The sequence below is a fragment of the Corynebacterium sp. KPL1824 genome (assembly GCF_000478095.1).
Lineage (GTDB): Bacteria > Actinomycetota > Actinomycetes > Mycobacteriales > Mycobacteriaceae > Corynebacterium > Corynebacterium accolens.
On record NZ_KI515749.1, the window covers coordinates 471,660 to 496,636 of the forward strand.

A 24,977-nucleotide genomic window follows, 5' to 3' on the forward strand; every position below is an offset into this window, starting at 1 on the left:
AGGCATGACAAATAATGGCTTTGGTGAAAACGGTTCCAATGGCCGAAAAGGCTCTCATAATGATGACCGCGGCACTGACGAGACCCGCCAGTGGTCTGGCCCGGCCGAGGATGCCACGCGCCAGATAGGCCGCGTTCCAGATAGCGCGGCCGGTGATGCCCGCAACCAGCGCCCGCAGCAGTATTTCCCGGGCGCGCAGCAGCCGCAGAATGAGACGCGGCAATTCGATGCAAGCGCCGACTACCAGCAGAATTACCAACAAAACTATCAGCAGCCCGGCGGGCAATATGGCCAGCAGCAGTACGGTCAGCAACAGTATGGCCAGCAACAATACGCCCAGCAGCAGTATGAGCCGGTGCCGTCGGACTATGACCCGGATCAGCGCGGTAGGGGAAAGAAAAACGGCGGGATGGCCGGGGTCTTTGCCGCCATCGCCGTGGTAGCCATCCTGGCAGCGGGCGCCCTGTTCTTCTTGTGGCGCAATGCCGCGAGCGATGCCGATAAGCCCGCGCCAGAACCGGTGACGGAAACCACGACCACGCAGGTGCCCACCACGGTGACCGAAACCGAGGATGCCGGTCCTGGCATTTCTGAGCGCTTGCGCAATCTGCCAAAGCTGCAAGACGAACTCCCAGAAGATATTCCTACCGAGCTGCCACCGGAAATCCAGGACCGCCTGGAAGAAGGCGATGACCTCGACGTGGAGCGCCTCTTGCGGGATCTCTTTGGCAATAGCGGCAACCAGCAGCAAGGCTAGGCAGCAGTAGCGGCGGTGCGGCGGCGCGGCACGGCAGGGTGCGGCGGGATTGCCGTTTGCCGATTCCCAGCCGCTGCGCCGCAGTAGGTAAAATCTGGCAGCATGAATGAATCGATGCAGCTGGCTGAACAGGTGGCCGCCCAATTGGCGCGCCACCTTACCGATGTGGTGCTGTGCCCGGGATCCCGCAACGCACCGCTGTCCCTTGCGCTCTTGGCGCGCGAGGATATCCGGGTGCATACGCGCATTGATGAGCGCGGCGCTGCGTTTACCGCCCTAGGCATGGCGCGCGTGCAGCACCGCCACGTCGGGGTGGTGATGACCTCCGGCACGGCCGTGGCCAATACGCTGCCCGCGATGGTTGAGGCGCACTATTCGCATACCCCGCTCGCCATTATTAGTGCGGACCGCCCAGAGCGGTTGATCGGCACTGGCGCCTCCCAAACCATCGTGCAAGACGGCATCTTTGGCGTCTATGCAGAAACCACCCAGGTCAATGAGCACAAAGATATCGCCTCCCTTGCGGAGCGGTTCGAGTGCGATCTCCAGGTGCACATCAATATCGCCTTTGACGCGCCGCTGGTAGGAGATAGCCTGCCGGAACGAGTCGGCGGCGATGGCACTCGCGCGGCCACCCCACGGTTTTATGACCACGGCGAGGTCGCTGTGGACTTGAGCAAAAATACCCTCGTCATCGCCGGCGATGAGGCCTGGGAGGTCGAGGGCTTAGAAGACGTACCGACCATCGCGGAGCCCTCCGCGCCGGGACCGTTCCACCCCGTGCACCCGGCCGCGGCGCACATTTTCCGCAAGGCGCAGGTCTCTGCGAATGACTACGTGGTCAATACCAAGGTTGAGCAGGTCATCGTGGTGGGCCACCCCACGCTGCACCGCGGCGTGCTCGCGCTGATGAATGACCCGGATATCGACCTGGTGGTGCTCTCGCGCACGGCGGACTTTACCAACCAGCGCGGGGATAACGCGCGCCTTGGCACCACCGTCAAGGTCACCGGGGAGCCAAGCCGCGAGTGGCTCAAGATTTGCGAGGGCGCGACCGACATGGCCAGCGAGGCCGTGCGCGCAACATTGGAGGAAGAAGAGCTCGGGTTTACCGGACTGCACGTAGCGGCGGCGGTAGGCGATACGCTTGCGGTCAATGACGCGGTGGTCCTCGGCGCCTCGAATCCGGTGCGCGATGCCTCCTTCATCGGTATGCCCTTTGACGGCGTGGATACCTACGCCCCGCGCGGGGTGGCCGGCATCGATGGCACAGTGTCCCAAGCCATTGGCGTCGCCCTGGCCACGCAATCGCTGGATCCCACCAATTGGCGCGCCCCACGCGTGATGGCCCTGGTAGGGGATGTGACATTCCTGCACGATGCCAATGGGCTGTTGATCCCGGAGGACCAGCCGCGGCCGGAGAACCTCACCATCGTGGTGGCCAATGACAATGGCGGCGGCATCTTCGAGACCCTGGAGCAAGGCGCGCCCGCGCTTCGCGATGCCTTCGAGCCGGCCTTTGGAACGCCGCATGGGGTGGGCATCGGCAAGCTGGCAGAAGCCTATGGTGCAGACTACCGCCTGGTGACCACCCCGCAGGAGCTGCTGGATACCCTGGCAGAGCTCAAGGAATACTCCACGGGCATTACCATCGTGGAAGCGCAGACCACCCGTGCCACGCGCCGGGCGCTGCAGGATAAGCTCACGCAGAAGGTGGGCCAGTAAGTGTCCCCGCGCTATAGGCCCGCGGTTTTTCGGCGCCGGCTGCACCAGCTCGTGCTGGCCGTCTATGTGGCGCTGATCGTGGGCTCGGTGGGCCTGGTGGTAGGGCCCTTCCTCAATGACCGCGCCATTTCCGCGCAGCCTAGCCGGGCCTTGGCAACGGTCAAGGACGTCGGCGCGCTGCGCACCACCGTGGATTTCCAAGATAGCGACGGGATCTATCATTCCCCGCGGCAAGGCTTGCTCTATCCCACGGACTTGGGTGAGGGCCAGCAGGTATGGGTGCAGTACGCCGAGGACAACCCGGATTTGGTGAAGGTAGAAGGCCGCGAGTGGACCTTGGCGGTCATACCGGCGCTATCCGTGGCGGTGGTGTCTACGCTTGCCGCCGTGGGGCTGTGGCGGCTTATTACCGTGACCACCCGCCGCGCTGAAAATCGCGTTGAAAATCGCGCTGAAAAATAATTTACCCAGATTTTTCATTGGATTCACCAAAGGCCAAGAAAAATAGGCCATTATGGTGGCATGCGAGTTGCAATCGTGGCCGAATCGTTCCTCCCCAATGTCAATGGCGTGACAAACTCGGTGCTGCGCGTTTTGGAGCACCTGCACGAAACCGGACACGACGCGATTGTCATCGCTCCCGGTGCCCGCGAGGGGCAAGAAGAAATCCCCGATTACTTGGGCTTTCCCATCTACCGCGTGCCCACCGTGCGCGTGCCGCTGGTGGATTCGCTGCCGGTGGGCGTGCCGACCACGGCCGTGGATGACGCGTTGCGGAAGTTCAAGCCCGATATTATCCACTTGGCTAGCCCATTCGTGCTGGGTGCGGCGGGCGCATTTTCGGCCCGCCAGCAGCGCATTCCGGCAGTGGCGCTTTACCAAACCGATGTCGCAGGCTTCGCCACCAAGTACCATGCCTCCGCCTTGGCCTACGCCGTGTGGGAGTGGCTGCGCACGATCCACAACTCTTGCCAGATGACCTTGGCGCCATCCTCGCTGACCATCCGGGATTTGGAAAAGCACCACATCAAGCACGTGCGCCACTGGGGCCGCGGCGTCAATGCCGAGCTTTTCCATCCCCAAAAGCGCTCTGCTAGCCTGCGCCGCAGCTGGGACCGGAGCGGAAAGAAAAACATCGTCGGCTTCGTCGGCCGCTTAGCCGCGGAAAAGGGCGTGCACCGGTTGTCCGCCCTCAATGGCCGCGAGGATATTCAGCTGGTTATTGTTGGTGACGGCCCAGAGCGCCCTCTGCTGGAGGCACAGCTTCCTAGTGCCGTGTTTACCGGCGCGCTCAGCGGTGAGGAGCTGGCGCAGGCCTATGCCTCGCTCGATGTTTTTGTGCACGCCGGCGAATTTGAAACCTTCTGCCAGTCCATCCAGGAGGCCCAGGCCTCTGGCGTGCCCACCATCGGCCCGCGGGCAGGCGGGCCCGTGGATCTTATCCAGGAAGGTTATAACGGCCTGCTCTTAGACGTGGATAGCTTTGTCGAGGACCTGCCCAATGCCGTCGATGCGCTTTTAAACCCAGAGATCCATGCGGAGTTGCGGGATAATGCTCGCGCCTCCATTTCCTCTAAGACGTGGACCGCGCTGTGCGAGCAGCTGGTGGGCTATTACGAAGAGGTGCTGGAAGATACCCGCCGGGTGCCGCTGACCATTTTGGGGCAGCGCCCGGAGCTGCCGCGGTGGGCGGCTCGTGTCCTCGGCGCACGCGTAGCCTAGACTAGGCATTTGTGTCTAAGGCAGATCTGGATAAAAAGCCCTTCGACGTCGCGCGCATGTTTGACGCCGTCGGCGAAAAATACGACCTCACCAATACCGTCTTGTCCTTTGGGCAGGACAAGCGCTGGCGCAAGCGTACCCGCGAGCGCCTTAACCTGCAGCCGGGGGAAAAGGTCCTCGACCTCGCGGCCGGGACCGCGGTGTCTACAGAAGAGCTGTCCAAATCCGGTGCGTGGTGCGTAGCCTGCGACTTTTCGCGCGGCATGCTCGCCGCCGGAAGCGAGCGCGACGTGCCCAAGGTGGCCGGCGATGGCATGAAACTGCCCTTTGCGGATAATACGTTTGACGCCGTCACCATTTCCTATGGCCTGCGCAATATCCACGATTACGAGCTGGGGCTGCGGGAAATGGCGCGCGTGACCAAACCGGGCGGGCGCCTGGCGGTGGCGGAATTTTCCACCCCCATCGTCCCGGTATTTGGCACCGTGTACAAGGAATACCTCATGCGCCTGCTGCCCCCAGTAGCGCGCGTGGTTTCCTCCAACCCGGATGCCTATATTTACCTCGCGGAATCCATCCGCGCTTGGCCTGGACAAGAGGAGCTGGCGGCGGCCATCAACCGCAATGGCTGGGCCAACGCGGGCTGGCAAAACCTCACCCTGGGCATCGTCGCCTTGCACTCGGCAACGAAGCCGCTTGCCGATGCCCCACAGTAAACCTCTTGCAGCCCTCCTAGACCGCCGCGGTGGAGGCCCACAGGGGCGTATCGCGCCGGACGGCCCCTACGGTGCGGCCGGCCGTGCGCCACAGGCGGGCGATAAGGTCGCGGTCCTCCTCCGTGATGAGGTTGCCCATGAGGCGGGCCGCCGCGGGCATCAGCAAGCGGCCCACCGGCCCGCGCAGCGCCAATGGCCCCGCCACGGGCAGGAATTGCGGGTAGGTCAACAGGCGGGCGGCCGTGCGCGCGAGCAGGAAGGATTCGCCGTAGTGCTCGCGCAGGGTGGCCGGCCACGCGAGGGTGAAATCCTTCGGGCCGAGCATGGCTACTGCGAGCGCTGCCGTCTCGAGGCCGTAGTCGATGCCCTCGCCGTTTAAGGGGTTGACGCAGGCGGCGGCATCGCCAATGAGCATCCAGTTGGCCCCCGCTACATCAGAGACCGCCCCACCCATGGGCAGCAGGGCAGAGGTGACGTGTTCGATGTCCCCAAGGCCCCACTCCGCGCGCTGCTGGGCGGCGTAGAACTCTAGCAACTTTTTGGTATTAATCTTGGCCGGCCGCTGCGCGGTCGATAGCGCGCCGACGCCGATATTGACCTGCCCTAGCTCTGCACCCAACGGGAAAATCCACCCGTAGCCGGGCTGGACTGCATCATCTTCATCTTTTAATTCCACGTGCGAGTGCATCCACGGCTCGGTTGCTTGAGGGGAGGCGGCATAGGAGCGCGCGGCGATGCCATAGACCTCGTCTCGGTGCCAGGTGCGGCCCAATTGCTTGCCAAAGGTAGAACGCACGCCATCGGCCACGATGAGCCATTTCGGCCGAATAATCTGCTCGCCGATGCGAAACGAGGTCACCCGGTTGCCCTCCATCACCGGGGCGCTTGCGGGGGTACCGGATATAAGCGTGGCACCTGCGGCGGTGGCAGCCTCTACCAGCTGCGCATCGAGCCTAAAGCGCGGCAGGGCAGTGCCCACCTGGGAAGGATAGGTTTGCGGCCACGGGGCGGTGACGTCTCCGCCGTAGCCGTGCAGCTTGAGCCCGCGGTTGCGGTAGGAGGCGTTAACGGTGATGCCAAGCTTGTCTAGCTGGTGCATTGCCCGTGGGGTGAGCCCATCGCCGCAGGTTTTATCGCGGGGGAAGGTGGCTGAATCAATGAGGACAGTCTCATAGCCTGCGCGGGCGGCGTGGATAGCCGCAGCACTTCCTGCGGGTCCTGCACCGATGATGGCGACTTCGACAGGGCGGGGGGAATCGATCTGTTCCGACATAGGGACTATCATTGCACTAGTTCAACCCCTCAAGTGTGTTAAGGGGGCTGGTTTGGACTACGGTAGATAAACGATTATCTCTGGCTTTTAATTGCAAGGAACGCTATTTAATGACTCACGGCCACTCGCATGCCACTCACGTGGATCTTGGTGATCCACAGCTTAATGAACGCATTGGCGCGGGCATGGAAGCAGTAGAAGAAAAGCTGCGCAGTGAAACTGACCGCGGCCAGGACTTCTTGAAGGACAAGGTAAGCCATCTGTCCAAGGCAGGTGGCAAGCGCTTTCGTCCGATGATGGCACTGCTTGCCTCTGAGTACGGCGCCAAACCGGGCTGTGAAGAGGTTATTAAGTCCGCCACCGTTGTGGAGATGGTGCACGTTGCCACCCTGTACCACGATGATGTGATGGATGAGGCGGACCGCCGCCGCGGCGTGGAATCCGCCAACTCTCGGTGGAATAACTCCGTAGCCATCCTTGCCGGCGATGCCCTCCTCGCACACGCCTCCCGCCTGATGAGCCAACTAGATACCCATACCGTAGGCCACTTCGCGGATACCTTTGAAGAGCTGGTGACCGGCCAGATGCGCGAGACCATCGGTGCCGGCGAAGCCAACCCCGTGGACCACTACATGGCCGTTATTCAGGAAAAGACCGCGGTGCTTATCGCCTCTGCCGGTTACCTCGGCGCGTACCACTCCGGCGCCTCGGCCGACCACGCTGCGGCCCTGTACCGCATTGGCGGTGCCATCGGCATGATCTTCCAGATCGTGGACGATGTCATCGATATCTTCTCCGATCCGAAAGACTCCGGAAAGACCCCGGGCACCGACCTGCGAGAGGGCGTGTTTACCCTCCCGGTCCTCTACGCCTTGGAGGAAGACGGCGAGGTGGGCGACCAGCTGCGTGAGCTGCTGACAGGCCCCCTAGAAACCGATGCTGAGGTCGAGCGTGCTATCGAGCTCCTGCGCCAGTCTGGCGGCCGTCAGAGGGCGCTAGAGGACATTAACGCCTACCTGCGCACCGTAGAAGAACAGCTTTCCGTACTGCCGGAAAATTCCGCTAGCCAAGCGCTGCGCCAGCTCGCGGATTACACCGTCCGCCGCGTGGGCTAGCTGCTTGTCGATGCCCCCTCCTACACACCCCATTTCTCCCTGCTGCGCTGGCGATTTGGAGGTAGGTGGGTGCTTCATAGTAAAGTACATACACGCACCACAGAGTGCATGCCAGGTTGCCCGAGCGGCCAAAGGGAGCGGACTGTAAATCCGCCGGCATTGCCTTCAGAAGTTCGAATCTTCTACCTGGCACAACATGGAGCCCCACAAGCTGAAGCTTGCGGGGCTTCGTGGCATATGCGACAAAAAGTGTGTCTTGGGGCTTAAAGGTGGGTTAAGGGTCAAAATGTGTGTCTGGCTCGGCGTGTCGCTTGGGCTAGATTTGGCCTTTTTGGATGCCGATTGAATGGGTGTAGTTGGTGTCGATAGCGTTGTCGTAGAGGGTTGGTCGTCCTGTTTCGTGGTCGGCTTGGTTCTCGTTGTGGGTCAGGGTTGGTACTTTGGCGAGTTGGTCCTGGCCCCAGTTGGACTGCCTGGCGATTTCTACGGGATCGTCGGGCAGTTCTGTTTTTAGATACAGCCATCACGCTTGCCGACGTTTTCTCGGCTCCGCTCACTACCATTGAGAACGGTGGGCACTTCCCGGGGAGTGACGGCTACCTCGAATTTCCGCAGTTGTGGCAGCACATTATGCAGTGGCTGCGCAGCCTATGAGCCCTCTGTCATGGCTTTAAGTGCGGCAACGTGCTGTGCATAGGCTCCTGTTCCAGTCTGAGTCAACGCGACCCAGACGGCGTCTTTCGCGCGCGTGGAGCCATATTCGCGGGTGCGGCTGATATAGCCGCTGTCCTCAAGATGTTTCAACTGCTTGGACAGCGTATCGGCGGGAAGCTCGGTGAGTTCTGCAAGCACGGCGTATTTCATCTGCCTGCCGTCGGTTGCGCCTGAATGGAACAGCGCGGCACAAATTTTAAGCCGATTGATGGGGTGGATGACCGGATCCAGCTTTGCTGGGCGTGGTGAAGAATCCTTAGACATTGACACCCTTTACAGCGGCGTTGCGGTTCTCATACAACATCCACGCGGTAGCTGCAGTGACTACCGCTCCGGAGAACACTATCCAGGGCCATGAATCCGGCGTCGGTGTTGTAGACATGATCATTGCACCGGGTAGCAATACTCGTGACCAGGTTGCGTGATCGTTGCTCGGACCCATATTTGGATCGAGGCGCACGAATGGGTTTGCAATCTTATCCTTGAGGAGATAGCCCAGAACGAACGTCGGTACAAGAACCGCGAGGCCGTACCACCATGACAGCTTGGTTAGCGCGAGACCGCCGCCGACGCCAAGCGCCACTATCGCCACCGCCCACCAGCTCTGTTTCCACGTGGTGCGCTTTTGAACGTCGTGAATGATCTTAAGGTCGTCGCTCATCGTTCTTCTCCCTAACGCCAACTTCCCTGGTTTGCAACTAAGGCAAGTGTAACACTCGCTGTGCATGCAAGTCTAATGCTTGCCAAGTATGCAAGTGAAGGACTGTGCATAGTGGGAATGTAGCTACGCTCGGGGGTCTAACGGGACTGGTGGTCTGCTACTGTGACATCTGGCCGACTTTTATTGACTGAGGCTCCGCAGGCCTTACATCGCCATCGGGTAGTGCCTTTGCTGGTTGTTCCATTGCGTTTGGTATCACCGCCGCAGTAGCAGCGTGGTCGGTTCTTTGGCATTGAGTCACCACACCACCGCCTACTACCACAGACTGGCAGCCACACTGGGGATTTACCGTGTTGAGGCCAGATATATGCTCCCAAAGCATATATTTCACGCTAACCTACAGGTCAGAACCTAAAAATCCCCGATCCCAGACACACTTTCTAACCCTTAACTCTTAAAGGTCAAAAGGGGATATTCCAGTTATGTCTTGCGCAGGACGATCGCAGACCTTATCATCCACCTGAGTTCATTCGTATTCCAGAATTCAGAAAGAGGTTTTTCCTTGAAGTTCGGAACTAAGCTTGCTGCTTCTATCGCACTAGCTTCTGTACTCGCACCAGCGCCAGTCGCTACATCCGCAGAAACTCCTCAGAACGAGGTTCAGCAGTCAACCAACATAGGGACGGGAAATGATGTCCTTAAGGAAAGGATTGCTAAGGCCCAGGAGGAGCAACAGGCACTTCTCGTAATCAATGACGCTAATGAGAGTGGATACTCCGCTGAAATAGTAAACGGCAATGTTCATAAAGAAGCAGACGCAGTAGTTGTAGAAAGCCCGAATGGCAAAGAAGAAGCTCTGCCCACTTCAAAGACTCTCACCACTGGAGAGAAAGTAGACATCGAATACTCGGTAGAGGGCAACCAGATCGCTGCAAAGTATTCAACGAATGTTGATCCAGAGTTGGTCGACGCAACCCTCATTCAGACTCGGTCTGCTGCTGGGTGTGCGGGGACCATCCTCGTGGGGATCGGAGGGACTACAGCAGCTGCAGTCGGGGTCGCCTCTGCACCGCTCACAGGCCCTATTGGGCCTACGCTGGCTGCAGCTACCATGGCAAGCGCATCTGGTTCTATCATAACAGCCGCTGACCAGTGCGGATAAATATAGGAAACACGAAAAAGTAAGGGGATAAAAATGGGCCTTGGACGTAGAATGCTGATCATTGCGTTGAGTACAAACGTTGCAATGATGTGCTTTGTGAGTGCTGTTCTAGAGATAGTTCTGCCGAATGATATACCGCAGTGGATCATCTTTGGAAATATTGTTGTATTCGTGGCATGTGTCTACTACACATACAAAGCAGTGACGGTATGGCCGGATAAAGATAAAGAGGAAATGGCCACGGGTAGGTGATTCCCAAATTTTGAAGCGTCCTGGGTTGAGTTCCGCTCCGTTTACGACCCTGTGTTGATGGGCTGAGTGAGATAGTATTCGGTTTCTACTTCTTGTGGGGTGGCGTAGTCCAAGGCCTTATGAATCCGCTGGGCCTGACCCCCGATGTGTCTACTTTCCGGGGGTCAGGCCCTAGTTTAGATTTCCCGTCTACTCAGAGGAAAAACCTGGGACACTTCAAACTTCAGTCTGGAATGATTACTGTCCGTCCTTGCTGCCCAGCCTTGGTAACCTCTACGGGTAGGCCATATAGGTGCTCAATTAGTTCTGAGGTGATTATGTCCACGGGATTTCCGTGGGCGACTAACTGCCCGCTTTGCATCGCTACTATATGGTCGGCGAAACGTATCGCTTGCTGGAGGTCATGTACTACGGCGATGACTGTTTTGTGCTCGTTTTTGCTGAGGTTTCTCACCAGAGTGAGCAAGTCATGCTGATAGCCCAAATCCAAAAAGGTTGTGGGCTCATCTAGTAGGAGCACTGGGGTGTCTTGGGCTAGCGCCATAGCCAACCAAGCGCGTTGGCGTTGACCGCCGGATAATTCATTCATCCGCCGGTCAGCCAGCGAATCCAGTTCCACCGTCGATATTGCTTGGGATACCTTGTCGAAGTCTTGGCCGCTGCGTTGCCCCAACGCTCCCAAGTGTGCGAACCTACCACGCGCTACCAGTTCCGTCACGGTGAGATGCTCAGGGGCTATTGCATCTTGGGCCATGAGCGCGATGCGCCGCGATAATTCCTTGCGGCCAAAAGAATCAATCTCTTTGTTTTCTAAGGAAATAGTGCCTGCCTCTGTGGGCAATACTCGCGCCATAGCGCGCAGAAGGGTGGATTTGCCACAGCCATTGGGACCAATAATGCACGTAAACTTTCCGCGCGGGAAATCCACGCTTACGTTGTTTACGGCGGTGAAGTCACCGTAAGTGATGGTAGCGCCCTGTACTGCTACCGCGATGTCTCCATCGCTGTCTGAATCTGGGAAAGCCATTATGGGAAAAGTCCTTTCAAAATTACCTGCGGTAGGTGCGGTGCGCGAAGAGCATGAGGATGATCAGGTATGTGCCGCCCAAGGTGACGGTTACGACGCCAACCGGAAGCATGGTGGGATGGAAAAGCTGTTGCCCTATGATGTCGCAGACCAATAGCAAGGTGGCGCCGATAAGTGCACCAGCAGGGAGGCTGACTCGTTGGCCGCCGGTAAGGAACCTTGTCAGGTGTGGTGCCGCTAAGGCTACGAAAGAAATCGGACCGGCCAGCGCGGTGCACAGTGCTGTTAAAAGGGCAGAGAGAAACACTAGAACAAGGCGGGTGCGGGTTACATTTAGGCCGAGGGAGTAGGCGGTGTCATCGGCAAGCTCTAGGGCCTCGCAGCGCGACCTCAACGTGAAAGCTAGCACGATGATTAGTGCCAGCACGATGGCCGCTGGGCCGACGAAAATCCATTCAATGCCGTTGAGCGAACCAGCAGCCCACGTGGCCGCAGCCATAGCCGTGTCCAAATCTGCACTCAAGATGAGGTAACGGTTGACCGCGGAGAGCGTAAGGGAGACTCCAATACCGACCAGGATGAGTCGCATGCCGCTGACCTGCCTGCGCAGGGCCAGGACGACGATGATCAGCGCGGTAATCCCGCCCCCAATCACCGCCCCTAATGCGACGTTAATAAAACTGCTAAACCCTAAGTAGCTCACCACGATCACCCCGGTATAGGCACCGGTGTTAAAACCAATGATGTCGGGCGAACCCAGTGGGTTGCGGGTTACGGTCTGAAAAAGTGTGCCGGCGATAGCGAGGCCAGCCCCTACCACGATGGCAGCGGTGACTCTGGGCAAGCGCCATTCGTAGATTACGGTGGTGCCGAAGCCGGAGTCGGGGTGAATGAGCGCCTGCCAAGCCGACACGCGATCTAGTCCTGCGCCAGGGTACGTCAGCGCTACGACGGCAGCGAGAAGGACTGCGGCGATGCCCACAAAAAGCACGATTGTTTCGCGGCGGCGGTATCGCGCAGCGATGGTGCGTACCGAGGTGGTAGCGGTCCTCGTGGCATTTAGGTCTGTGGTCTTCATAGAACCACCTGCTTGCGTTGTGCAAGGAAAATGAGGAAAGGAGCACCGATTATCGCGACGGTTACTCCGGCGGGTAACTCGCCGGGCAAGATAAGCCGCCCAATAATGTCGGCGAAGAGAAGCAGATTTGGACCGATTAACCCACTAATCCAAATCTGATCGCGCTCATTGGTGATGCCTACTTGGCGAACCAAATGGGGGATAAGCATGCCGACAAATGCTAAGACACCGACTGCGGCAGTGGTCGTTGCGGCGAGCAAAGACACAACAAAGAGGGCCAATGCGCGGGTTTGGGCTACGTTGATGCCAAGTGCTTCTGCAGCGTGTTCACCCAGCGGTAGGACGGTCAGGCGGGGCGCTAGGAAAACCAACATCACTGCGGCGACGGCCAATCCACACCCCATGAGATAAAGCGGGGTGGTAGAAGCAATATCCATGCTGCCCACCATCCATGCCTTTATTCGGGCAAAGGCTTGCGGATCTAGGAGCGACATGCCCTCAGAAAGGCCTTCGAACACAGCGCTTAACGCCACGCCGGCAAGCACGATACGGAGCGGATCAATGGCGCCAGAGATGTCTCGGCCTAGGCGCGCAACTAACAGCATCGTGCCACCCGCACCGATCAAGGCGGCGGCGGTAAAAGCTAGGGGTGAAGATAGCCCGAATACGCTAAGCGCGAGCGCGGCCGCGAAGGCAGCGCCGGCGTTCATGCCGAATACTCCGGTATCTGCCAGCGGGTTTCGGGTGATGATCTGGAGAATGCAGCCGGCGACCGCGAGCCCAGTGCCCGCAAGGATGGCGGCGACGGTGCGTGGGATTCGTCGCTCGTAGAGGATGTCTCCAGCCGTGCCGCTGCCGGGGCCACCGCGGAGGCCTGCGACTATTTCAGAGGGGCTAAAAGACTGCGCGCCGATGAATAGGCTGAGCACAATCAGAAGCACCATTAGCAGAAGTGCAAGTGCAAGGAATACGCCGACCCGCCACCTGCGGCGACGAGCATTCGGTACACCCATTGGGGGGAGCGTTGATTTGGTATGCGTCATATTATTTTCAACAAATAAGTAAGTTAGCTTAGGCTAACCATTATGTCAGAAGTATTGTTCAACAAAAAACGCCTGCTATCAAGCATGGCTGCCGCCGTCGCCATTGCCTTGTCACTGTCTGCCTGCAGTGCCGCCGAAAATGACGAATCCAAGGGTGGTCCGGGCAATGAAAGCGTCTCCCATAGTGGTGAGCGCTTTGGTACCGCAGATGAAGAAACCGCCAAGTTGGGAACTGACGCTGAGCCGGGCCAATTCCCGCGCACCATCAAGCACGCCAATGGTGAAACTGAGGTTAAAGAGAAGCCAGAGCGCGTAGTGGTGCTGGATATGGGTGAGCTCGACTCTGTGCTGTCCTTGGGGATTAAGCCGGTAGGCATGGTTACCTCTAAGGGTGCGAATCCAGTGCCGGATTACTTGGCTGACAAGGTGAAAGACGTACCTTCGGTTGGCACCATTCAAGAGGTGAACGTCGAAAAAATCGCGGAGCTAAAGCCTGATCTCATTGTGGGCAGCCAGCTGCGCGTGGACGATCTGTACGGACAGCTTTCCGATATCGCGCCGACCGTGTTGGCTATCCGCCCAGGATATCCATGGAAGGAAGACTTCCGGCTGATCGGTGATGCGCTCGGTGAAGAGGAGAAGACTGTCGATATCCTCAATGACTATGCGGATACCTTGGCTAAAGTCAAGGAGAAGATGCCGAAGGACACGACGGTCTCCATGCTTCGATTCATGCCAGACAAGATCCGCCTGTACGCCAATAAGTCCCTTATCGGTGTCATTCTGCGCGATGCAGGACTGGCTCGCCCAGAAAACCAGGACATTGATGAGCTGGCAGCGGAGATTTCTCCAGAGTCCATTTCTGAAGCAGACGGAGATTACCTGTTTTACTCCAGCTATGGTGATCCATCGGCCACTGGTGAGGATAAAATTGTCGAATCCGAACAATTTAAGAATCTATCAGCGGTGAAGGATGGCAAGGCCTTCCGTGTCAGCGATGACCTCTGGTTCTTGGGCCTTGGCCCAACGGGTGCGAAAAAGATCGCGGAAGAACTAGTCGAATACTTGGATGTTAAGTAATTGACCTGATGGCACCAGGGCTCGCCCAGGTTGGGCGTTTCCCGCGTAGGGAAAGAAGAGCCCTTGTGCTCTAGACCGCCTTATAAAGCCGTATGGGCCAGCAGATTCGCACTATGGTGGCTGGCCCATAAAACTGTCTTCAGTAAGCGGGCGGATTAGAGCCCGAAGTAACCGCGCAGATCGGCCGCGATGGCATCGAGGCGACCGGCGTCGGGGGACTCCAGGTAGCACTTGAGCTTGGGCTCGGTGCCGGAGGGGCGAACGATAACGCGGTCATCGTTATCGGTAAAGAACTTCGAGCCTTGGGCAAACTTTTCCACCTTGGACACCGGGGAGCCGGCGAGCTCGGTCGGTGGGGTGGTAGAGACCTTGTCCATTGTTTGGGTAATCAGGCTCAAGTCCTCGACGCGGAAAGTCAGCGGCTGGGTGTGCAGGGCGCCAACCGTGGCGTAGATAGCATCCAAGCGGTCCAGGAGGCTGCTTCCAGTGGCCTTGCATTCAGCAGCGAGGCTGGCGAGCACCACGGAGGTGGAGATGCCGTCCTTATCGCGCACTGCGTTGGGATCGGGGCAAAAGCCAATGGCCTCTTCGTAGCCGAAGGATAGCTCAGGGGTGCGGGCGATCCACTTGAAACCGGTAAGCGTTTCCTCGTGGCCGAGACCGTAGTGCGCGGCGATGCGCCCGAGCAGGCGGGACGAGACTAGGGAATTGGCGAAGTTGCCGGTAGCGCCGCGGCGAGCAAGGTAATCGCCCAGGAGGGCGCCGGTTTCATCGCCGCTAAGTTGGCGCCAGGAGTTCTTCGCCGTGGGTACGGCGGTGGCGCAGCGGTCAGCGTCGGGGTCATAAGCGATAAGGATATCGGCATCGATCTCCTCAGCATGTTTAATGCCAAGGTCTAAGGCGCCGGGTTCTTCCGGATTGGGGAAGGACACCGTAGGGAAGTCAGGGTCGGGTACGGCCTGCTCGGGCACCAGCGAGACGCGGAAGCCACAGCGGGAAAGCAAATCTTTGCCGAGCTCGGCACCTACGCCGTGCATGGCGGTCAGCGCGATAGTGATATCGGTATTGTCACCGACCAACGCGGCGGTGCGGTCGAGGTACTCCGCGCGGGTATCGACGTCCTCGATGTGATCGGAGGTGAGCGGGACCTCGTCGGCGTAGGGGGCCTTAGCAATGGCGGCGGCGATTTCCTTATCGGCTGGGGAAATAAGTTGCACGCCCTCGCCCGGGCCGGTGGCAACGCGGCCACCCAGGTAGACCTTGTAGCCATTATCGGCAGGCGGATTGTGGGAGGCGGTGACCATAATGCCGGCATCCGCGCCCAGGGAACGCACCGTGAAGGCGGTCAGCGGGGTCGGATTCTGCGCAGGCAGGACCAGGGCCTTGCCACCGGCGGCGGAGATAACCTGCGCGGCATCGCGCTGGAACTGCGCGGAGCCGTGGCGGGCATCGCAGCCGACGACAACGACCGGGGTATCGACCTGCTGCTTGAGCCAGGTGATAAGCCCATAAGTGGTGCGGATGACCACGGCGCGGTTCATGCGGGATTCGCCCGCGCCCACGGCAGCGCGCAGGCCCGCGGTACCAAAGTTCAGGGGACCCGCGAAGGCGGCGGCGAGTTCTTCGGAGTTATTTTCTTCAATCCAAGTCAGCACTTGGCGGGCGGTGTCCGCATCCGGATCGTGTTCGGCCCAGGTGCGGGCGTACTCGATATCGAAGGTCTTATCCACAGACATGGCTTAAAGCTCCTCGAGGATCTTGGCGGAGGAGGATAGCCCCAGACGGCTGGCGCCGGCCTCGATCATGGCGAGGGCATCCTCGGCGGTGCGGATGCCGCCAGAGGCCTTCACACCCAGCTTGTCGCCCACGGTCTCGCGCATGAGCTTGACCGCGTGGGTGGAGGCACCGCCGGCGGGGTGGAAGCCGGTGGAGGTCTTGACAAAGTCCGCCTGAGCGGCAGCGGCGGCCTGGCAGGCGAGGACAATGGCGGCATCGGCAAGCGCGGCAGACTCGATGATGACCTTGAGTACCGTGCCTGGGATGGCATCGCGCACGGCCTGGATTTCTGCCTGCAGCTCCTCAGCGCGGCCCTCGATGGCCAGCGGGATATTGATGACCATGTCTACTTCCTCGGCGCCATCGGCAACCGCGCGGGCTGCCTCAGCGGCCTTGATTTCCGGCTTGACGGCGCCGGAAGGAAAGCCCACGACAGTGGCGACATGGAGGGACTCTGGGGTCTCGAGCGGCAGGGCGGAAGGGGAGACGCAGACGGCGTAGGTGCCAAGCTCGGTGGCCTCTTTTACCAGGGCGCGGAATTGCTCCGGGGTGGCCTCCGGCTTGAGCAGGGTGTGGTCGATATAGGAAGCAACGTCAGTGCGAGAAGTCATGATTTTCTCCTTTAGGAAATAGAAGCGGATTCTTTACGGGCCATCTTGAGGTCAGAGACCACATAGAGGCCGGAGCCGATGGCGGCGATGAAGGTGAGGACCAACAGCGTGGTGGTGTAGCTGGTGGATTCCTGCAGCTTGGCGGTATAGGCAATGCCCAGGGGCACGGCGATATTGATGGTGAGGTTGTAGAAACCAATGGCGATGCCAGACTTGGCTGCGCTGATATTGCGCAGGGCGGTGTTGACCAGTGGGGCGTACATCAGCGCAAAGCCGCTGGCAAAGGCCACGATGGCGATGATGAGCACGGAAACGTGAACCTGCGCGAAGAACGCGGCGAACAAGAGCGCGCCGGCAACCATGCCAAAGGCGGTGTAAATGGTGGCGCGAGAGGACATGACCTTGCCAATCTTGCCGGAGAAGATGCCGACGAGGATGGCGCAGATATAGCCCGGAACCATCAACAGCGAGGCCTGATCCAAGCTCATGCCGTGCATGTCATGGGCTGCGAAGGGCAGCAGGAAGATAAAGCCCAGCTGCGTGGAATAGACAAAGAGCACCATGATGATGGTCCACACGTAGCGGCCATTGGTGAAGAACTCCGGGGTGACCACGGGGTTCTTTGCGTTCTTGATGTGCACGATGAATGCGGCAACGCCCACGATGGCAAAGATGAGCCAGTACCAGGTGTAATCCTGCATGAACAAGATAAGCGCGCTGGCAAAGAGGGCTACGTAGAACAGGCCTAGCGCATCCAGATGGCTTTCCACGGCCTCATCTTCCGGCACATTCTTAATGATGGGCGGAATGGTCAGCAGGAGGATGAGCGGGATGAGGAACATCGCCGTCCAGGACACGTGGGTGGAGATGAATCCGGAGGTTAGCGCGCCAATGAGCAGGCCGGCCTGGAAGGCGGCGGTGGAAAAGCCGAGGTAGGTCTTTTGATCATCCTCGCTCAAGTGCTTGGTCACGTAGATGACATAGAGTGTTTCAGCGGCGGCCAAACCGGTGGTTTGAATCAGGCGGCCGGTTAATACCATGGCCCACGAACCGGAGAAGACGAAGGCCAGGATGGACCCTACAGCCACAAAAACGATGCCGGTAAGCATCAATTTCCGGATAGAGATGGAGTCTGCCAAGGCGGCGTAGACAACGGCACCGATACCAATGATGACGCCGGCCAGGGAGGCCTGCAGCGACGCGGTCTTATCGGAGATCTCCAGCGCTTCTGCGATGGGCATGGTCATCGTCTTGAAACCATTGTCAATGATAAGGGAGAAGACGAAGACGAAGAGCAGGATGGGGACGGCGGCCTTGGGATTTACCTGGGTGCGCTCACCCGGGGTGGCCTTAACTTTGTTCAGCATGGCGGTGGGTCCTTATTAATCCAGCGCGTTGAGCGGCAGAGCAAGCTCCACCATGGTGCGGAAGGCGGTCTGGCGGTCTTCAGCGGAAAGCTGCTTGCCGGTGACGATGTTGTCGGAGACGGTAAACAGGCCCAAGGCGTCGACGCCGGCCTCGGCGGCGGTGGCATAGAGCGCTGCGGATTCCATCTCCACGCCGAGCACGCCCATGTGTGCCCAGCGGTCATTGACGGTCTGGTCCATGTTGTAGAAGATGTCCGAGCTCAGGATATTGCCCACGTGGATGTGCTGGTCCTGCTTCTCGGATTCATCGACCAACGCTTTAAGCAGCTTCCACGATGCGGTGGGGGCGTAGGTACCTGGCAGGTCATACTGAGACAGGAAGTTGGAATCGGTGGAGGCAGAGGAAGCAACGATGACATCGTGCAATTCGATGTCCTCTTGCATCGCGCCGATGGAGCCGACGCGGATGAGCTTTTTCGCACCGAACTTGTGGATGAGCTCCCAGGAGTAAATGCCGATGGACGGGATGCCCATGCCGGTGCCCATGACGGATACTGGCTTTCCGTTATAGGTGCCGGTAAAGCCCAGCATATTGCGGATTTCGTTGAATTGGACGGTGTCTTCGAGGAAGTTATCAGCAATGAACTTCGCGCGCAGTGGGTCACCGGGCAGCAGGATGGTCTCTGCGATTGGGGCGCCGTGCGGGTTGATGTGCGGGGTGGAAATGTCGGTGGCGGACATTGACGTGCTCCTCCATGTGAACTTCGGGTGTGTACATGGGTTAGTCTAGTCCGCCCGGAACCAATGTCAATGGGATGGTTAACAAATGTTCCTTAAGTGTGACGCGTTTTATGCTAATTAAGCTCCAATAGCCTGTGAGCTGTGGATTGATCGGTCACGAGGTGGGTGGCCAAGCCCATCTTAAGGGCTACGTTGATGGCGCGGGTTTTGGTGTGTCCGCCGGCCACGAGTACGCGAGTGGGGCGTTGGGTTAAATCGTCCAAGCCGATGCCGACGGTGCGCGCATCCACGGCGGGGGAGGCGATGGCGCCCTCGGCGGTATAAAAGCGGGAACAGACATCGCCTACGGCATTGGTGAGAAGTTCCTCACTTTCTTCCTCGGTGAGATAGCCCAGGTTCAGCGCCAGGGACTCCTTTTTGATGGCCCCCGCGGTAAATACCGCCACGTCCACCGACGCCCCCATATCGAGGATTGTGGAAATGTGCCGGTCGCGGACGACCCACTCCTTGGCCTCGACGGAATCAAAGATGACCGGGAGGGGGAGTAGGTGCGCCTCGGCATTAAAGGCCTGGGTAAACGCCTGCATGGTGTGCAGATCCTTGGTGGAGCGCTCCGAGTGGGAGTGTCCACCTTTGAGCTGGACGATGTCCACGCCCTCTAGCGGACGCTTGCGTAAATGGGAGGCCACCGCGGACATGGTCTCGCCCCAGGAAAGGCCTACCGAGGTGTGATCGGTAATGAGCTCTTCCAGTAGGGCGGCGCCGGCGCTGCCTAAATCCGCAAGCAGGGAGCCGCCAGGAGGGGTGGCGGTGACGCGGGCATCGGCAAGCGAAAAGCGCTCGCAGAGCGCAGAAACCAGCTTATCGGACTGCTCGCGGGGATCGGTAATACTCACGGTGACAAAGCCGCGCTCGGCGGCGTGGGTGAGCAATTTGGAGACCGTCGGCCGGGAAATTCCCAGGTGCGCCGCCACCTCCGCCTGCGAAAAACCGGAGTTGTAGTAGAGCTTCGCGGCGTCGAGAGAAAGACAGTCCTTATGATCCAGCATGTCTTTCATTCAAGCACACCGGGCGGGCAGGACCACCATCGTCTAAGCCGCAGAAATTTCCTCACTTATGGGCGCTGACGTGGCGATTTGTGCAAAGTGGAGGTGGCAGGTTACATTATTGAAGTCCGCAACGGAGAGCACAACGAAATATTGACGTGCTTGATGCTGGGATATGCCCCCTTAGCTCAGTCGGCAGAGCGTTTCCATGGTAAGGAAAAGGTCGACAGTTCGATTCTGTCAGGGGGCTCCATTCATGTCTGGAGGAAATATCTTCCTGCAGGATGAAGGTGTTCACCATGGCGGTGTAGCTCAGTGGTAGAGCAAGCGACTCATAATCGCTGTGTCGCGAGTTCAATTCTCGCCATCGCTACCGGGAAAGAAAAGCGCCACTACGGCGCTTTTTTACTACCGTGCCTATGGCCTTAATGGAGCACTGGTTTCCGTGCGGAATTAGGGATCTGGTAAGGTCATCGGCGCGTGACGTTCTAGCGTCACGGAGAACAAAATAGGGGCGTGGCGCAATTGGTAGCGCAACGGTCTCCAAAACCGTAGGTTGCAGGTTCGAGTCCTGTCGCCCCTGCAAGAATCCCCGTCACCAGGTTTTCCAGGTGGCGGGGATATTTTTGTCACAGATGTGGCGTACCCGCCTGGCGTGCTTTCCTGCCCGTGCAGCTTTTGCTAGGGTTGACAAAGTTATGTCTGGGCGGAGATTCATGCCTAGAAAAAGAATTCATTTCCCAAGGAGGGTTAGCTGTGAGCGATGAGCAGCAGCCGAACGGCTCGGCGGCCCCGCGTCCCACCGGTAAGCGCCAGCTTTCTGGTGCGGCTTCCACGACCTCCACGGACTCGGCGAAGAAGAACGTCGTCCGCGTTGAGGATAAAAACCGCACCGACAGCCCGGGTGGCGGCATCGCCGCATTCCCCGGCGAGGTTGTCTCTGAAATGAAGAAGGTGGTCTGGCCCACTCGTGGGGAGATGCTGCAGTACACCCTCATTACGTTCGCCTTCTTGATTGTCATGACCGCGCTGGTTTGGGGCGTTGATACCCTGGCTGGCCTCGGAGTTGAGAAGATTCTGACTAATTAGCTAGAATGACCCCATAATCTTTTATCCCGCTGTTTCCGCACTCCGGAACGGCGGGATACTTTTTGCCCACACGCGCCGCGGGTAGGCTGGTTCTACAACACGCGCCGATGACATTTTGGAGTACCACTCATGAGCGACGAGAATAACGTCGAAAACCCAGGAACCTCCCTAGAGGAGGCCATGCAGTCCAACGTGCAGGAGCAGGCTGCAGAGCACGCCAGCGCAGTCGAGGACGCCCAAGAGGAGGCCGCAGCGCCGGCTGAGGATGGCACCAACAACGCAGACGCTGCGCTTGCCGATGCCCCCGCGGCAGAAGCCGAGTCCGCCGCGGAGTCCGCAGAGGCTGCCCCAGCGGAGTCCGCCGAAACCGAGGAAGAGGCCGAGGACGCCGCTTACCGCAAGCGCCTGCGCGACTTCACCCGCGAGCTGAAGAAGCAGCCGGGCCAGTGGTACATCATCCAGTGCTACTCCGGCTACGAGAACAAGGTGCGCACGAACCTCGACATGCGTGCCCAGACCCTTGAGGTGGAAGACTCCATCTTTGAGGTCGTCGTCCCCATCGAGCAGATCATGGAAAACAAGGACGGCAAGAAGAAGATTGTTAAGCGCAAGCTGCTGCCGGGCTACGTCCTGGTGCGCGCTGAGCTTAACGATGCCGCTTGGTCCGTCATCCGCGAAACCCCCGGCGTGACCTCCTTCGTGGGCAATGAAGGCAACGCGACGCCGGTCAAGACCCGCGACGTGGCCAAGTTCCTCATGCCGAATGAAGCGCCCGCCACCAAGGGCGAGGCCGCCCCGAATGAGCAAGAGGGCGAGCAGGTCGTCGAAATGCCAGAGAAGGAAGTGGCCAAGAAATACGCCCACGACTTCGAGGTGGGCGAGGCCGTTACCATCCTGTCCGGCCCGCTGGCTGCCGTATCTGCCACCATTTCCGAAATCGACCCGGAAACCGGCAAAATGCAGGGCTTGGTCTCCATCTTCGGCCGCGAAACCCCAGTGGAGTTGTCGCCGACGGAAATCGAGCGCATTTCTTAAAAAATGATTTTGTGCAGGGCGCACGGTGTTCTAGACTGGAACGCCGTGCGCCTTTTGCGTGCGCACACGTAAATCGTTTCATCCTCCGGTGGCCCACTGAGGTGAGCATCCGGACGGGCCGCGTTATTCATCGTGACGCAGGTCCGGTACCACAGGAAAGAGGTAATTCGATGGCTCCAAAGAAGAAGGTATCTGGCTTCATCAAGCTGCAGATCGAGGCTGGCGCCGCTAACCCGGCACCGCCAGTTGGCCCGGCACTCGGTGCCCACGGCGTCAACATCATGGAATTCTGCAAGGCTTATAACGCCGCTACCGAGAACCAGCGTGGCAACGTGGTCCCTGTTGAGATCACCGTCTACGAAGACCGCTCCTTCGACTTCAAGCTGAAGACCCCGCCGGCAGCCAAGCTGCTGCTGAAGGCCGCAGGCGTTCAGAAGGGCTCTGGTGTCCCGCACACCGATAAGGTCGGCTCCGTCACCTGGGATCAGTGCAAGGAAATTGCACAGACCAAGTTCGAGGACCTCAACGCCCGCGACATCGAGGCCGGCGCACACATCATCGCTGGTACCGCCCGCTCCATGGGCCTTAACATCGATGGCGCACCGGAGAAGTAAAAACTTTATGTGGTAGGGCCAGCTTCGGCCCGTCAAATACCACGCCAATCCAGAAAAGGAATTGTTAAATGAGCACCAAGTCTAAGGCTTTTAAGGCCGCTGCGGAACTGGTAGATAAGTCCCGCCTGTACCGTCCGATCGAGGCCGCAAAGCTGGCCAAGGAGACCTCCTCAAAGAACTTCGACGCCACCGTTGACGTCGTCTTCCGCCTGGGCGTTGACCCACGCAAGGCTGACCAGCTGGTGCGCGGTACTGTCTCCCTGCCTAACGGCACCGGTAAGGACGTTCGCGTCGCCGTCTTCGCTGAGGGCGAGAAGGCAACCGCAGCTCAGGAAGCTGGCGCTGACATCGTTGGTACCTCCGAGCTGATCGAGCAGATCAATGAGGGCAACCTGGACTTCGACGTTGCCATCGCTACCCCGGACCAGATGGCCAAGGTTGGCCGCGTCGCCCGCGTCTTGGGCCCACGTGGTCTCATGCCTAACCCGAAGACCGGCACTGTGACCAACGACGTTGCTAAGGCAATTAGCGAGGTCAAAGGCGGTAAGATCTCCTTCCGTGTGGACAAGGCTGCAAACTTGCACGCCATCCTTGGTAAGGCTTCCTTCGATGCTGAGAAGCTCGCTGAGAACTACGGCGCCCTCATGGATGAAATCCAGCGCCTGAAGCCAGCTTCCGCAAAGGGCATCTACATCAAGCGCGCCACCATCTCTACCACCTCCGGCCCAGGTATTCCTGTGGACGGCTCCGTGCAGAAGGGCTACACCGACTAAGACGGTGATAGCGCATAGCGCGTGAATGAAGACCCCGAGGATTTTCCTTGGGGTCTTTTTGCATCGAACATCAGGCCCTGCGGTGTGAACGAAAAGCCAAGGTACTGGGCGTTAGTTTGCGTCTTTGATCTCGGCGTAGGCATCTAGCGCCGCTTGGCGCGACTGCCTGAGGTCCACGATGGGCGGGGCGGATAGCGTGGGCGCCCACTGGCGGATATACGCGCCATCCGGGTCGAAGCGCTGAGCCTGGGTTTCCGGGTTGAAGATGCGGAAGAAGGGTGCGGCATCGTCGCCGCAGCCGGCCACCCATTGCCAGTTAAACGGATTGGAGGCGGCATCGGCATCCACCAGGGTGTCCCAAAACCATTCCTCGCCTAGGCGCCAATGGATGCCCAGGTTCTTGGTAAGAAACGAACCCACCACCATGCGCACGCGGTTGTGCATGTAGCCGGTGTGCCAGAGCTCGCGCATACCGGCATCGACAAGCGGGATGCCCGTCGTACCCTCCTGCCAATCCTTTAGCCGCGGGTCATTCCAGGACCAGTCGAAGCGGTTGAATTTTTGCCGCACGTTGCGGGTGGCCAGATCGGGCAGGTGGTAGAGCCGGTGCCAGGCAAAGTCGCGCCACAGCAACTCGGACTGAAATTTCTCCGCGTCGGGCTCCTCGGCGGCGGCCACCCAGACCTCGCGCGGGGATACCTCGCCAAAGCGCAAGTGCGGCGAGAGCAGGGACGTGGCGTTGCGCGCGGGTATATCGCGCTCCTCGGCGTAGTGAGCTAAGTCGAGCTGGGCTAGGCGTTCGCGCGCACCGGCCTCTCCGGGAGTCCAATACTGGGCGAGCGACGCAGCCCACTGCGGTTCATCGGCGCTGGGGTTGGGCCAACTGCTGCTTGCCGATGCCCCCATCTCCCGCCCCGCCAGCAATTCCGGTACTGGCAGCGGTTCCTCATCAGCAAGCTGGGACCGCGCGGCGGCCGCGAAGGGAGTAAAGACTTTATAAGGGTTGCCCTGGGCGTTGGTGATCTCCCATGGCTCCACGAGGGTGAAACCGGGGCAGGAGATGGCGTTAATTCCGGCATCGGCAAGCGTTGCTTTGACCCTCGCGTCTACCTCGCGCAGCGGGCCGTGGTAGCGGCGGTTCCAGGTGACGGTATCGGCGCCAACCTCGTGGGCGATGCGGGGAATGACGGTGCGGGCATCGCCGGTAGCGCGCAGAAGCTTCACCCCACGGGAGGCAAGCTCCTGCGCTAGGGCATGGAGCGAACGCTCCCGCCACCAGTGAGTGGCGCCACCGAGCGGCCGGGTGCTGGGGTAGGCGGGCTCATCGAGGACAACGGCCACTAACTCTGGCTTTGAACCGTTTTTATCGGTGGCGGCCTCCGCGGCGCGGGTAAGGGCCTGGTTATCGGATAAGCGCAGGTCATCGCGAAACCACATGAGGGAAGTCATACTAGATAGCCTACGCGGCTGGCCAATTTGGGAATACGAGGAAAGCGCGGTAGTATCCCTTGTGAAGTTTGAACGGCCTTGTGGCCGAGTCAAAGTTCACCGAAGACCGTTGGTCATCCACTAAGGATTGAAAGTTCTCCACCCTGGAGGC

At 59.4% G+C, this 24,977-nt stretch carries 24 protein-coding genes, 4 tRNA genes and 1 pseudogene; 16 read left to right on the forward strand and 13 right to left on the reverse strand.

The window, feature by feature from the left end; translation table 11 throughout:
* The first annotated feature begins 4 nt into the window (after window positions 1-4).
* From HMPREF1267_RS02175 to HMPREF1267_RS02195, 5 genes are all read left to right on the forward strand, one after another.
* On the forward strand, window positions 5-757 hold the full coding sequence (locus tag HMPREF1267_RS02175; RefSeq protein WP_023028246.1) for a hypothetical protein: 753 nt from the start codon (window positions 5-7) through the stop codon (window positions 755-757).
* Window positions 758-859: 102 nt separating this feature from the next.
* Window positions 860-2,482, forward strand: coding sequence for a 2-succinyl-5-enolpyruvyl-6-hydroxy-3-cyclohexene-1-carboxylic-acid synthase (menD, locus tag HMPREF1267_RS02180; RefSeq protein WP_023028247.1), 1,623 nt, complete (start codon window positions 860-862; stop codon window positions 2,480-2,482).
* A complete protein-coding gene (locus tag HMPREF1267_RS02185) occupies window positions 2,483-2,944 on the forward strand; it encodes a DUF3592 domain-containing protein (RefSeq protein WP_023028248.1) in 462 nt (153 codons plus the stop codon).
* A gap of 60 nt (window positions 2,945-3,004) precedes the next feature.
* Window positions 3,005-4,204 carry a glycosyltransferase family 1 protein gene (locus tag HMPREF1267_RS02190; protein WP_023028249.1) on the forward strand — a complete coding sequence of 400 codons (1,200 nt, stop codon included), beginning with the start codon at window positions 3,005-3,007 and terminating at the stop codon, window positions 4,202-4,204.
* Between the two features lie 11 nt (window positions 4,205-4,215).
* Window positions 4,216-4,920 (forward strand): demethylmenaquinone methyltransferase, encoded by a 705-nt coding sequence (locus HMPREF1267_RS02195; RefSeq protein ID WP_023016699.1) that lies wholly within the window; start codon window positions 4,216-4,218, stop codon window positions 4,918-4,920.
* 16 nt (window positions 4,921-4,936) lie between these two features.
* Here the strand turns inward: HMPREF1267_RS02195 and HMPREF1267_RS02200 are convergent, their stop codons facing one another.
* On the reverse strand, window positions 4,937-6,205 hold the full coding sequence (locus tag HMPREF1267_RS02200; RefSeq protein ID WP_023028250.1) for a geranylgeranyl reductase family protein: 1,269 nt from the start codon (window positions 6,203-6,205) through the stop codon (window positions 4,937-4,939).
* 98 nt (window positions 6,206-6,303) lie between these two features.
* Between HMPREF1267_RS02200 and HMPREF1267_RS02205 the strand changes: the two genes are divergently transcribed.
* Both HMPREF1267_RS02205 and HMPREF1267_RS02210 read left to right on the forward strand, forming a co-directional pair.
* A complete protein-coding gene (locus HMPREF1267_RS02205; RefSeq protein WP_005281118.1) occupies window positions 6,304-7,308 on the forward strand; it encodes a polyprenyl synthetase family protein in 1,005 nt (334 codons plus the stop codon).
* 110 nt (window positions 7,309-7,418) lie between these two features.
* Window positions 7,419-7,500, forward strand: a tRNA-Tyr gene (locus HMPREF1267_RS02210).
* 124 nt (window positions 7,501-7,624) lie between these two features.
* Here the strand turns inward: HMPREF1267_RS02210 and HMPREF1267_RS12615 are convergent.
* From HMPREF1267_RS12615 to HMPREF1267_RS02220, 3 genes and pseudogenes are all read right to left on the reverse strand, one after another.
* Window positions 7,625-7,831: pseudogene (locus HMPREF1267_RS12615) on the reverse strand (IS256 family transposase); the annotation flags it as partial.
* Between the two features lie 125 nt (window positions 7,832-7,956).
* A complete protein-coding gene (locus HMPREF1267_RS02215; RefSeq protein ID WP_005276819.1) occupies window positions 7,957-8,286 on the reverse strand; it encodes a transcriptional regulator in 330 nt (109 codons plus the stop codon).
* Window positions 8,279-8,683: a hypothetical protein gene (locus tag HMPREF1267_RS02220; protein ID WP_005276821.1), complete on the reverse strand. Its 405-nt coding sequence runs from the start codon at window positions 8,681-8,683 to the stop codon at window positions 8,279-8,281. Before HMPREF1267_RS02220 ends, HMPREF1267_RS02215 begins: the two co-directional genes overlap by 8 nt.
* A gap of 562 nt (window positions 8,684-9,245) precedes the next feature.
* Here HMPREF1267_RS02220 and HMPREF1267_RS02225 point away from each other — a divergent pair.
* The gene (locus HMPREF1267_RS02225) at window positions 9,246-9,845 is read left to right on the forward strand and encodes a hypothetical protein (protein ID WP_232215092.1); all 600 of its coding nucleotides are present in this window, start codon (window positions 9,246-9,248) and stop codon (window positions 9,843-9,845) included.
* A gap of 475 nt (window positions 9,846-10,320) precedes the next feature.
* Here the strand turns inward: HMPREF1267_RS02225 and HMPREF1267_RS02235 are convergent, their stop codons facing one another.
* From HMPREF1267_RS02235 to HMPREF1267_RS02245, 3 genes are read right to left on the reverse strand one after another with little or no spacing between them, the layout of a single operon-like run.
* Window positions 10,321-11,124, reverse strand: a complete 804-nt coding sequence (locus HMPREF1267_RS02235; protein ID WP_023028253.1) for an ABC transporter ATP-binding protein — start codon at window positions 11,122-11,124, stop codon at window positions 10,321-10,323.
* A gap of 22 nt (window positions 11,125-11,146) precedes the next feature.
* Entirely contained in the window at window positions 11,147-12,202 is a 1,056-nt protein-coding gene (locus HMPREF1267_RS02240; RefSeq protein WP_023028254.1) for an iron chelate uptake ABC transporter family permease subunit, read from the reverse strand.
* Window positions 12,199-13,146 carry an iron ABC transporter permease gene (locus HMPREF1267_RS02245; RefSeq protein ID WP_084539217.1) on the reverse strand — a complete coding sequence of 316 codons (948 nt, stop codon included), beginning with the start codon at window positions 13,144-13,146 and terminating at the stop codon, window positions 12,199-12,201. Before HMPREF1267_RS02245 ends, HMPREF1267_RS02240 begins: the two co-directional genes overlap by 4 nt.
* A gap of 141 nt (window positions 13,147-13,287) precedes the next feature.
* Here HMPREF1267_RS02245 and HMPREF1267_RS02250 point away from each other — a divergent pair, with 141 nt between their 5' ends.
* Window positions 13,288-14,325, forward strand: coding sequence for an ABC transporter substrate-binding protein (locus HMPREF1267_RS02250; RefSeq protein ID WP_023028256.1), 1,038 nt, complete (start codon window positions 13,288-13,290; stop codon window positions 14,323-14,325).
* 155 nt (window positions 14,326-14,480) lie between these two features.
* Here HMPREF1267_RS02250 and HMPREF1267_RS02255 read toward each other — a convergent pair whose 3' ends face one another.
* The 5 genes from HMPREF1267_RS02255 to HMPREF1267_RS02275 form a co-directional block, all read right to left on the reverse strand.
* Window positions 14,481-16,061, reverse strand: coding sequence for a phospho-sugar mutase (locus HMPREF1267_RS02255; protein WP_023028257.1), 1,581 nt, complete (start codon window positions 16,059-16,061; stop codon window positions 14,481-14,483).
* 3 nt (window positions 16,062-16,064) lie between these two features.
* Window positions 16,065-16,712, reverse strand: coding sequence for a deoxyribose-phosphate aldolase (deoC, locus tag HMPREF1267_RS02260; protein ID WP_023028258.1), 648 nt, complete (start codon window positions 16,710-16,712; stop codon window positions 16,065-16,067).
* 11 nt (window positions 16,713-16,723) lie between these two features.
* Window positions 16,724-18,079, reverse strand: a complete 1,356-nt coding sequence (locus HMPREF1267_RS02265) for an MFS transporter (RefSeq protein ID WP_023028259.1) — start codon at window positions 18,077-18,079, stop codon at window positions 16,724-16,726.
* A 15-nt stretch (window positions 18,080-18,094) separates the two neighbouring features.
* Window positions 18,095-18,820: a purine-nucleoside phosphorylase gene (deoD, locus tag HMPREF1267_RS02270; RefSeq protein WP_023028260.1), complete on the reverse strand. Its 726-nt coding sequence runs from the start codon at window positions 18,818-18,820 to the stop codon at window positions 18,095-18,097.
* Between the two features lie 113 nt (window positions 18,821-18,933).
* Window positions 18,934-19,869 carry a sugar-binding transcriptional regulator gene (locus HMPREF1267_RS02275; protein WP_034666978.1) on the reverse strand — a complete coding sequence of 312 codons (936 nt, stop codon included), beginning with the start codon at window positions 19,867-19,869 and terminating at the stop codon, window positions 18,934-18,936.
* A gap of 174 nt (window positions 19,870-20,043) precedes the next feature.
* Between HMPREF1267_RS02275 and HMPREF1267_RS02280 the strand changes: the two genes are divergently transcribed.
* From HMPREF1267_RS02280 to rplA, 7 genes are all read left to right on the forward strand, one after another.
* Window positions 20,044-20,119: transfer RNA gene (locus HMPREF1267_RS02280), tRNA-Thr, on the forward strand.
* Window positions 20,120-20,167: 48 nt separating this feature from the next.
* A tRNA-Met gene (locus HMPREF1267_RS02285) sits at window positions 20,168-20,239 on the forward strand.
* Between the two features lie 137 nt (window positions 20,240-20,376).
* Window positions 20,377-20,449: transfer RNA gene (locus HMPREF1267_RS02290), tRNA-Trp, on the forward strand.
* A gap of 173 nt (window positions 20,450-20,622) precedes the next feature.
* Window positions 20,623-20,955, forward strand: a complete 333-nt coding sequence (gene secE, locus HMPREF1267_RS02295) for a preprotein translocase subunit SecE (RefSeq protein ID WP_023016713.1) — start codon at window positions 20,623-20,625, stop codon at window positions 20,953-20,955.
* 129 nt (window positions 20,956-21,084) lie between these two features.
* On the forward strand, window positions 21,085-21,990 hold the full coding sequence (gene nusG, locus HMPREF1267_RS02300; RefSeq protein ID WP_005276843.1) for a transcription termination/antitermination protein NusG: 906 nt from the start codon (window positions 21,085-21,087) through the stop codon (window positions 21,988-21,990).
* A gap of 170 nt (window positions 21,991-22,160) precedes the next feature.
* Window positions 22,161-22,604: a 50S ribosomal protein L11 gene (gene rplK / locus HMPREF1267_RS02305; protein ID WP_005276845.1), complete on the forward strand. Its 444-nt coding sequence runs from the start codon at window positions 22,161-22,163 to the stop codon at window positions 22,602-22,604.
* 68 nt (window positions 22,605-22,672) lie between these two features.
* Window positions 22,673-23,377, forward strand: a complete 705-nt coding sequence (gene rplA / locus HMPREF1267_RS02310) for a 50S ribosomal protein L1 (protein WP_005276847.1) — start codon at window positions 22,673-22,675, stop codon at window positions 23,375-23,377.
* Between the two features lie 111 nt (window positions 23,378-23,488).
* Here rplA and HMPREF1267_RS02315 read toward each other — a convergent pair whose 3' ends face one another.
* Window positions 23,489-24,826 (reverse strand): deoxyribodipyrimidine photo-lyase, encoded by a 1,338-nt coding sequence (locus tag HMPREF1267_RS02315; RefSeq protein WP_023028262.1) that lies wholly within the window; start codon window positions 24,824-24,826, stop codon window positions 23,489-23,491.
* Window positions 24,827-24,977 lie beyond the last annotated feature (151 nt).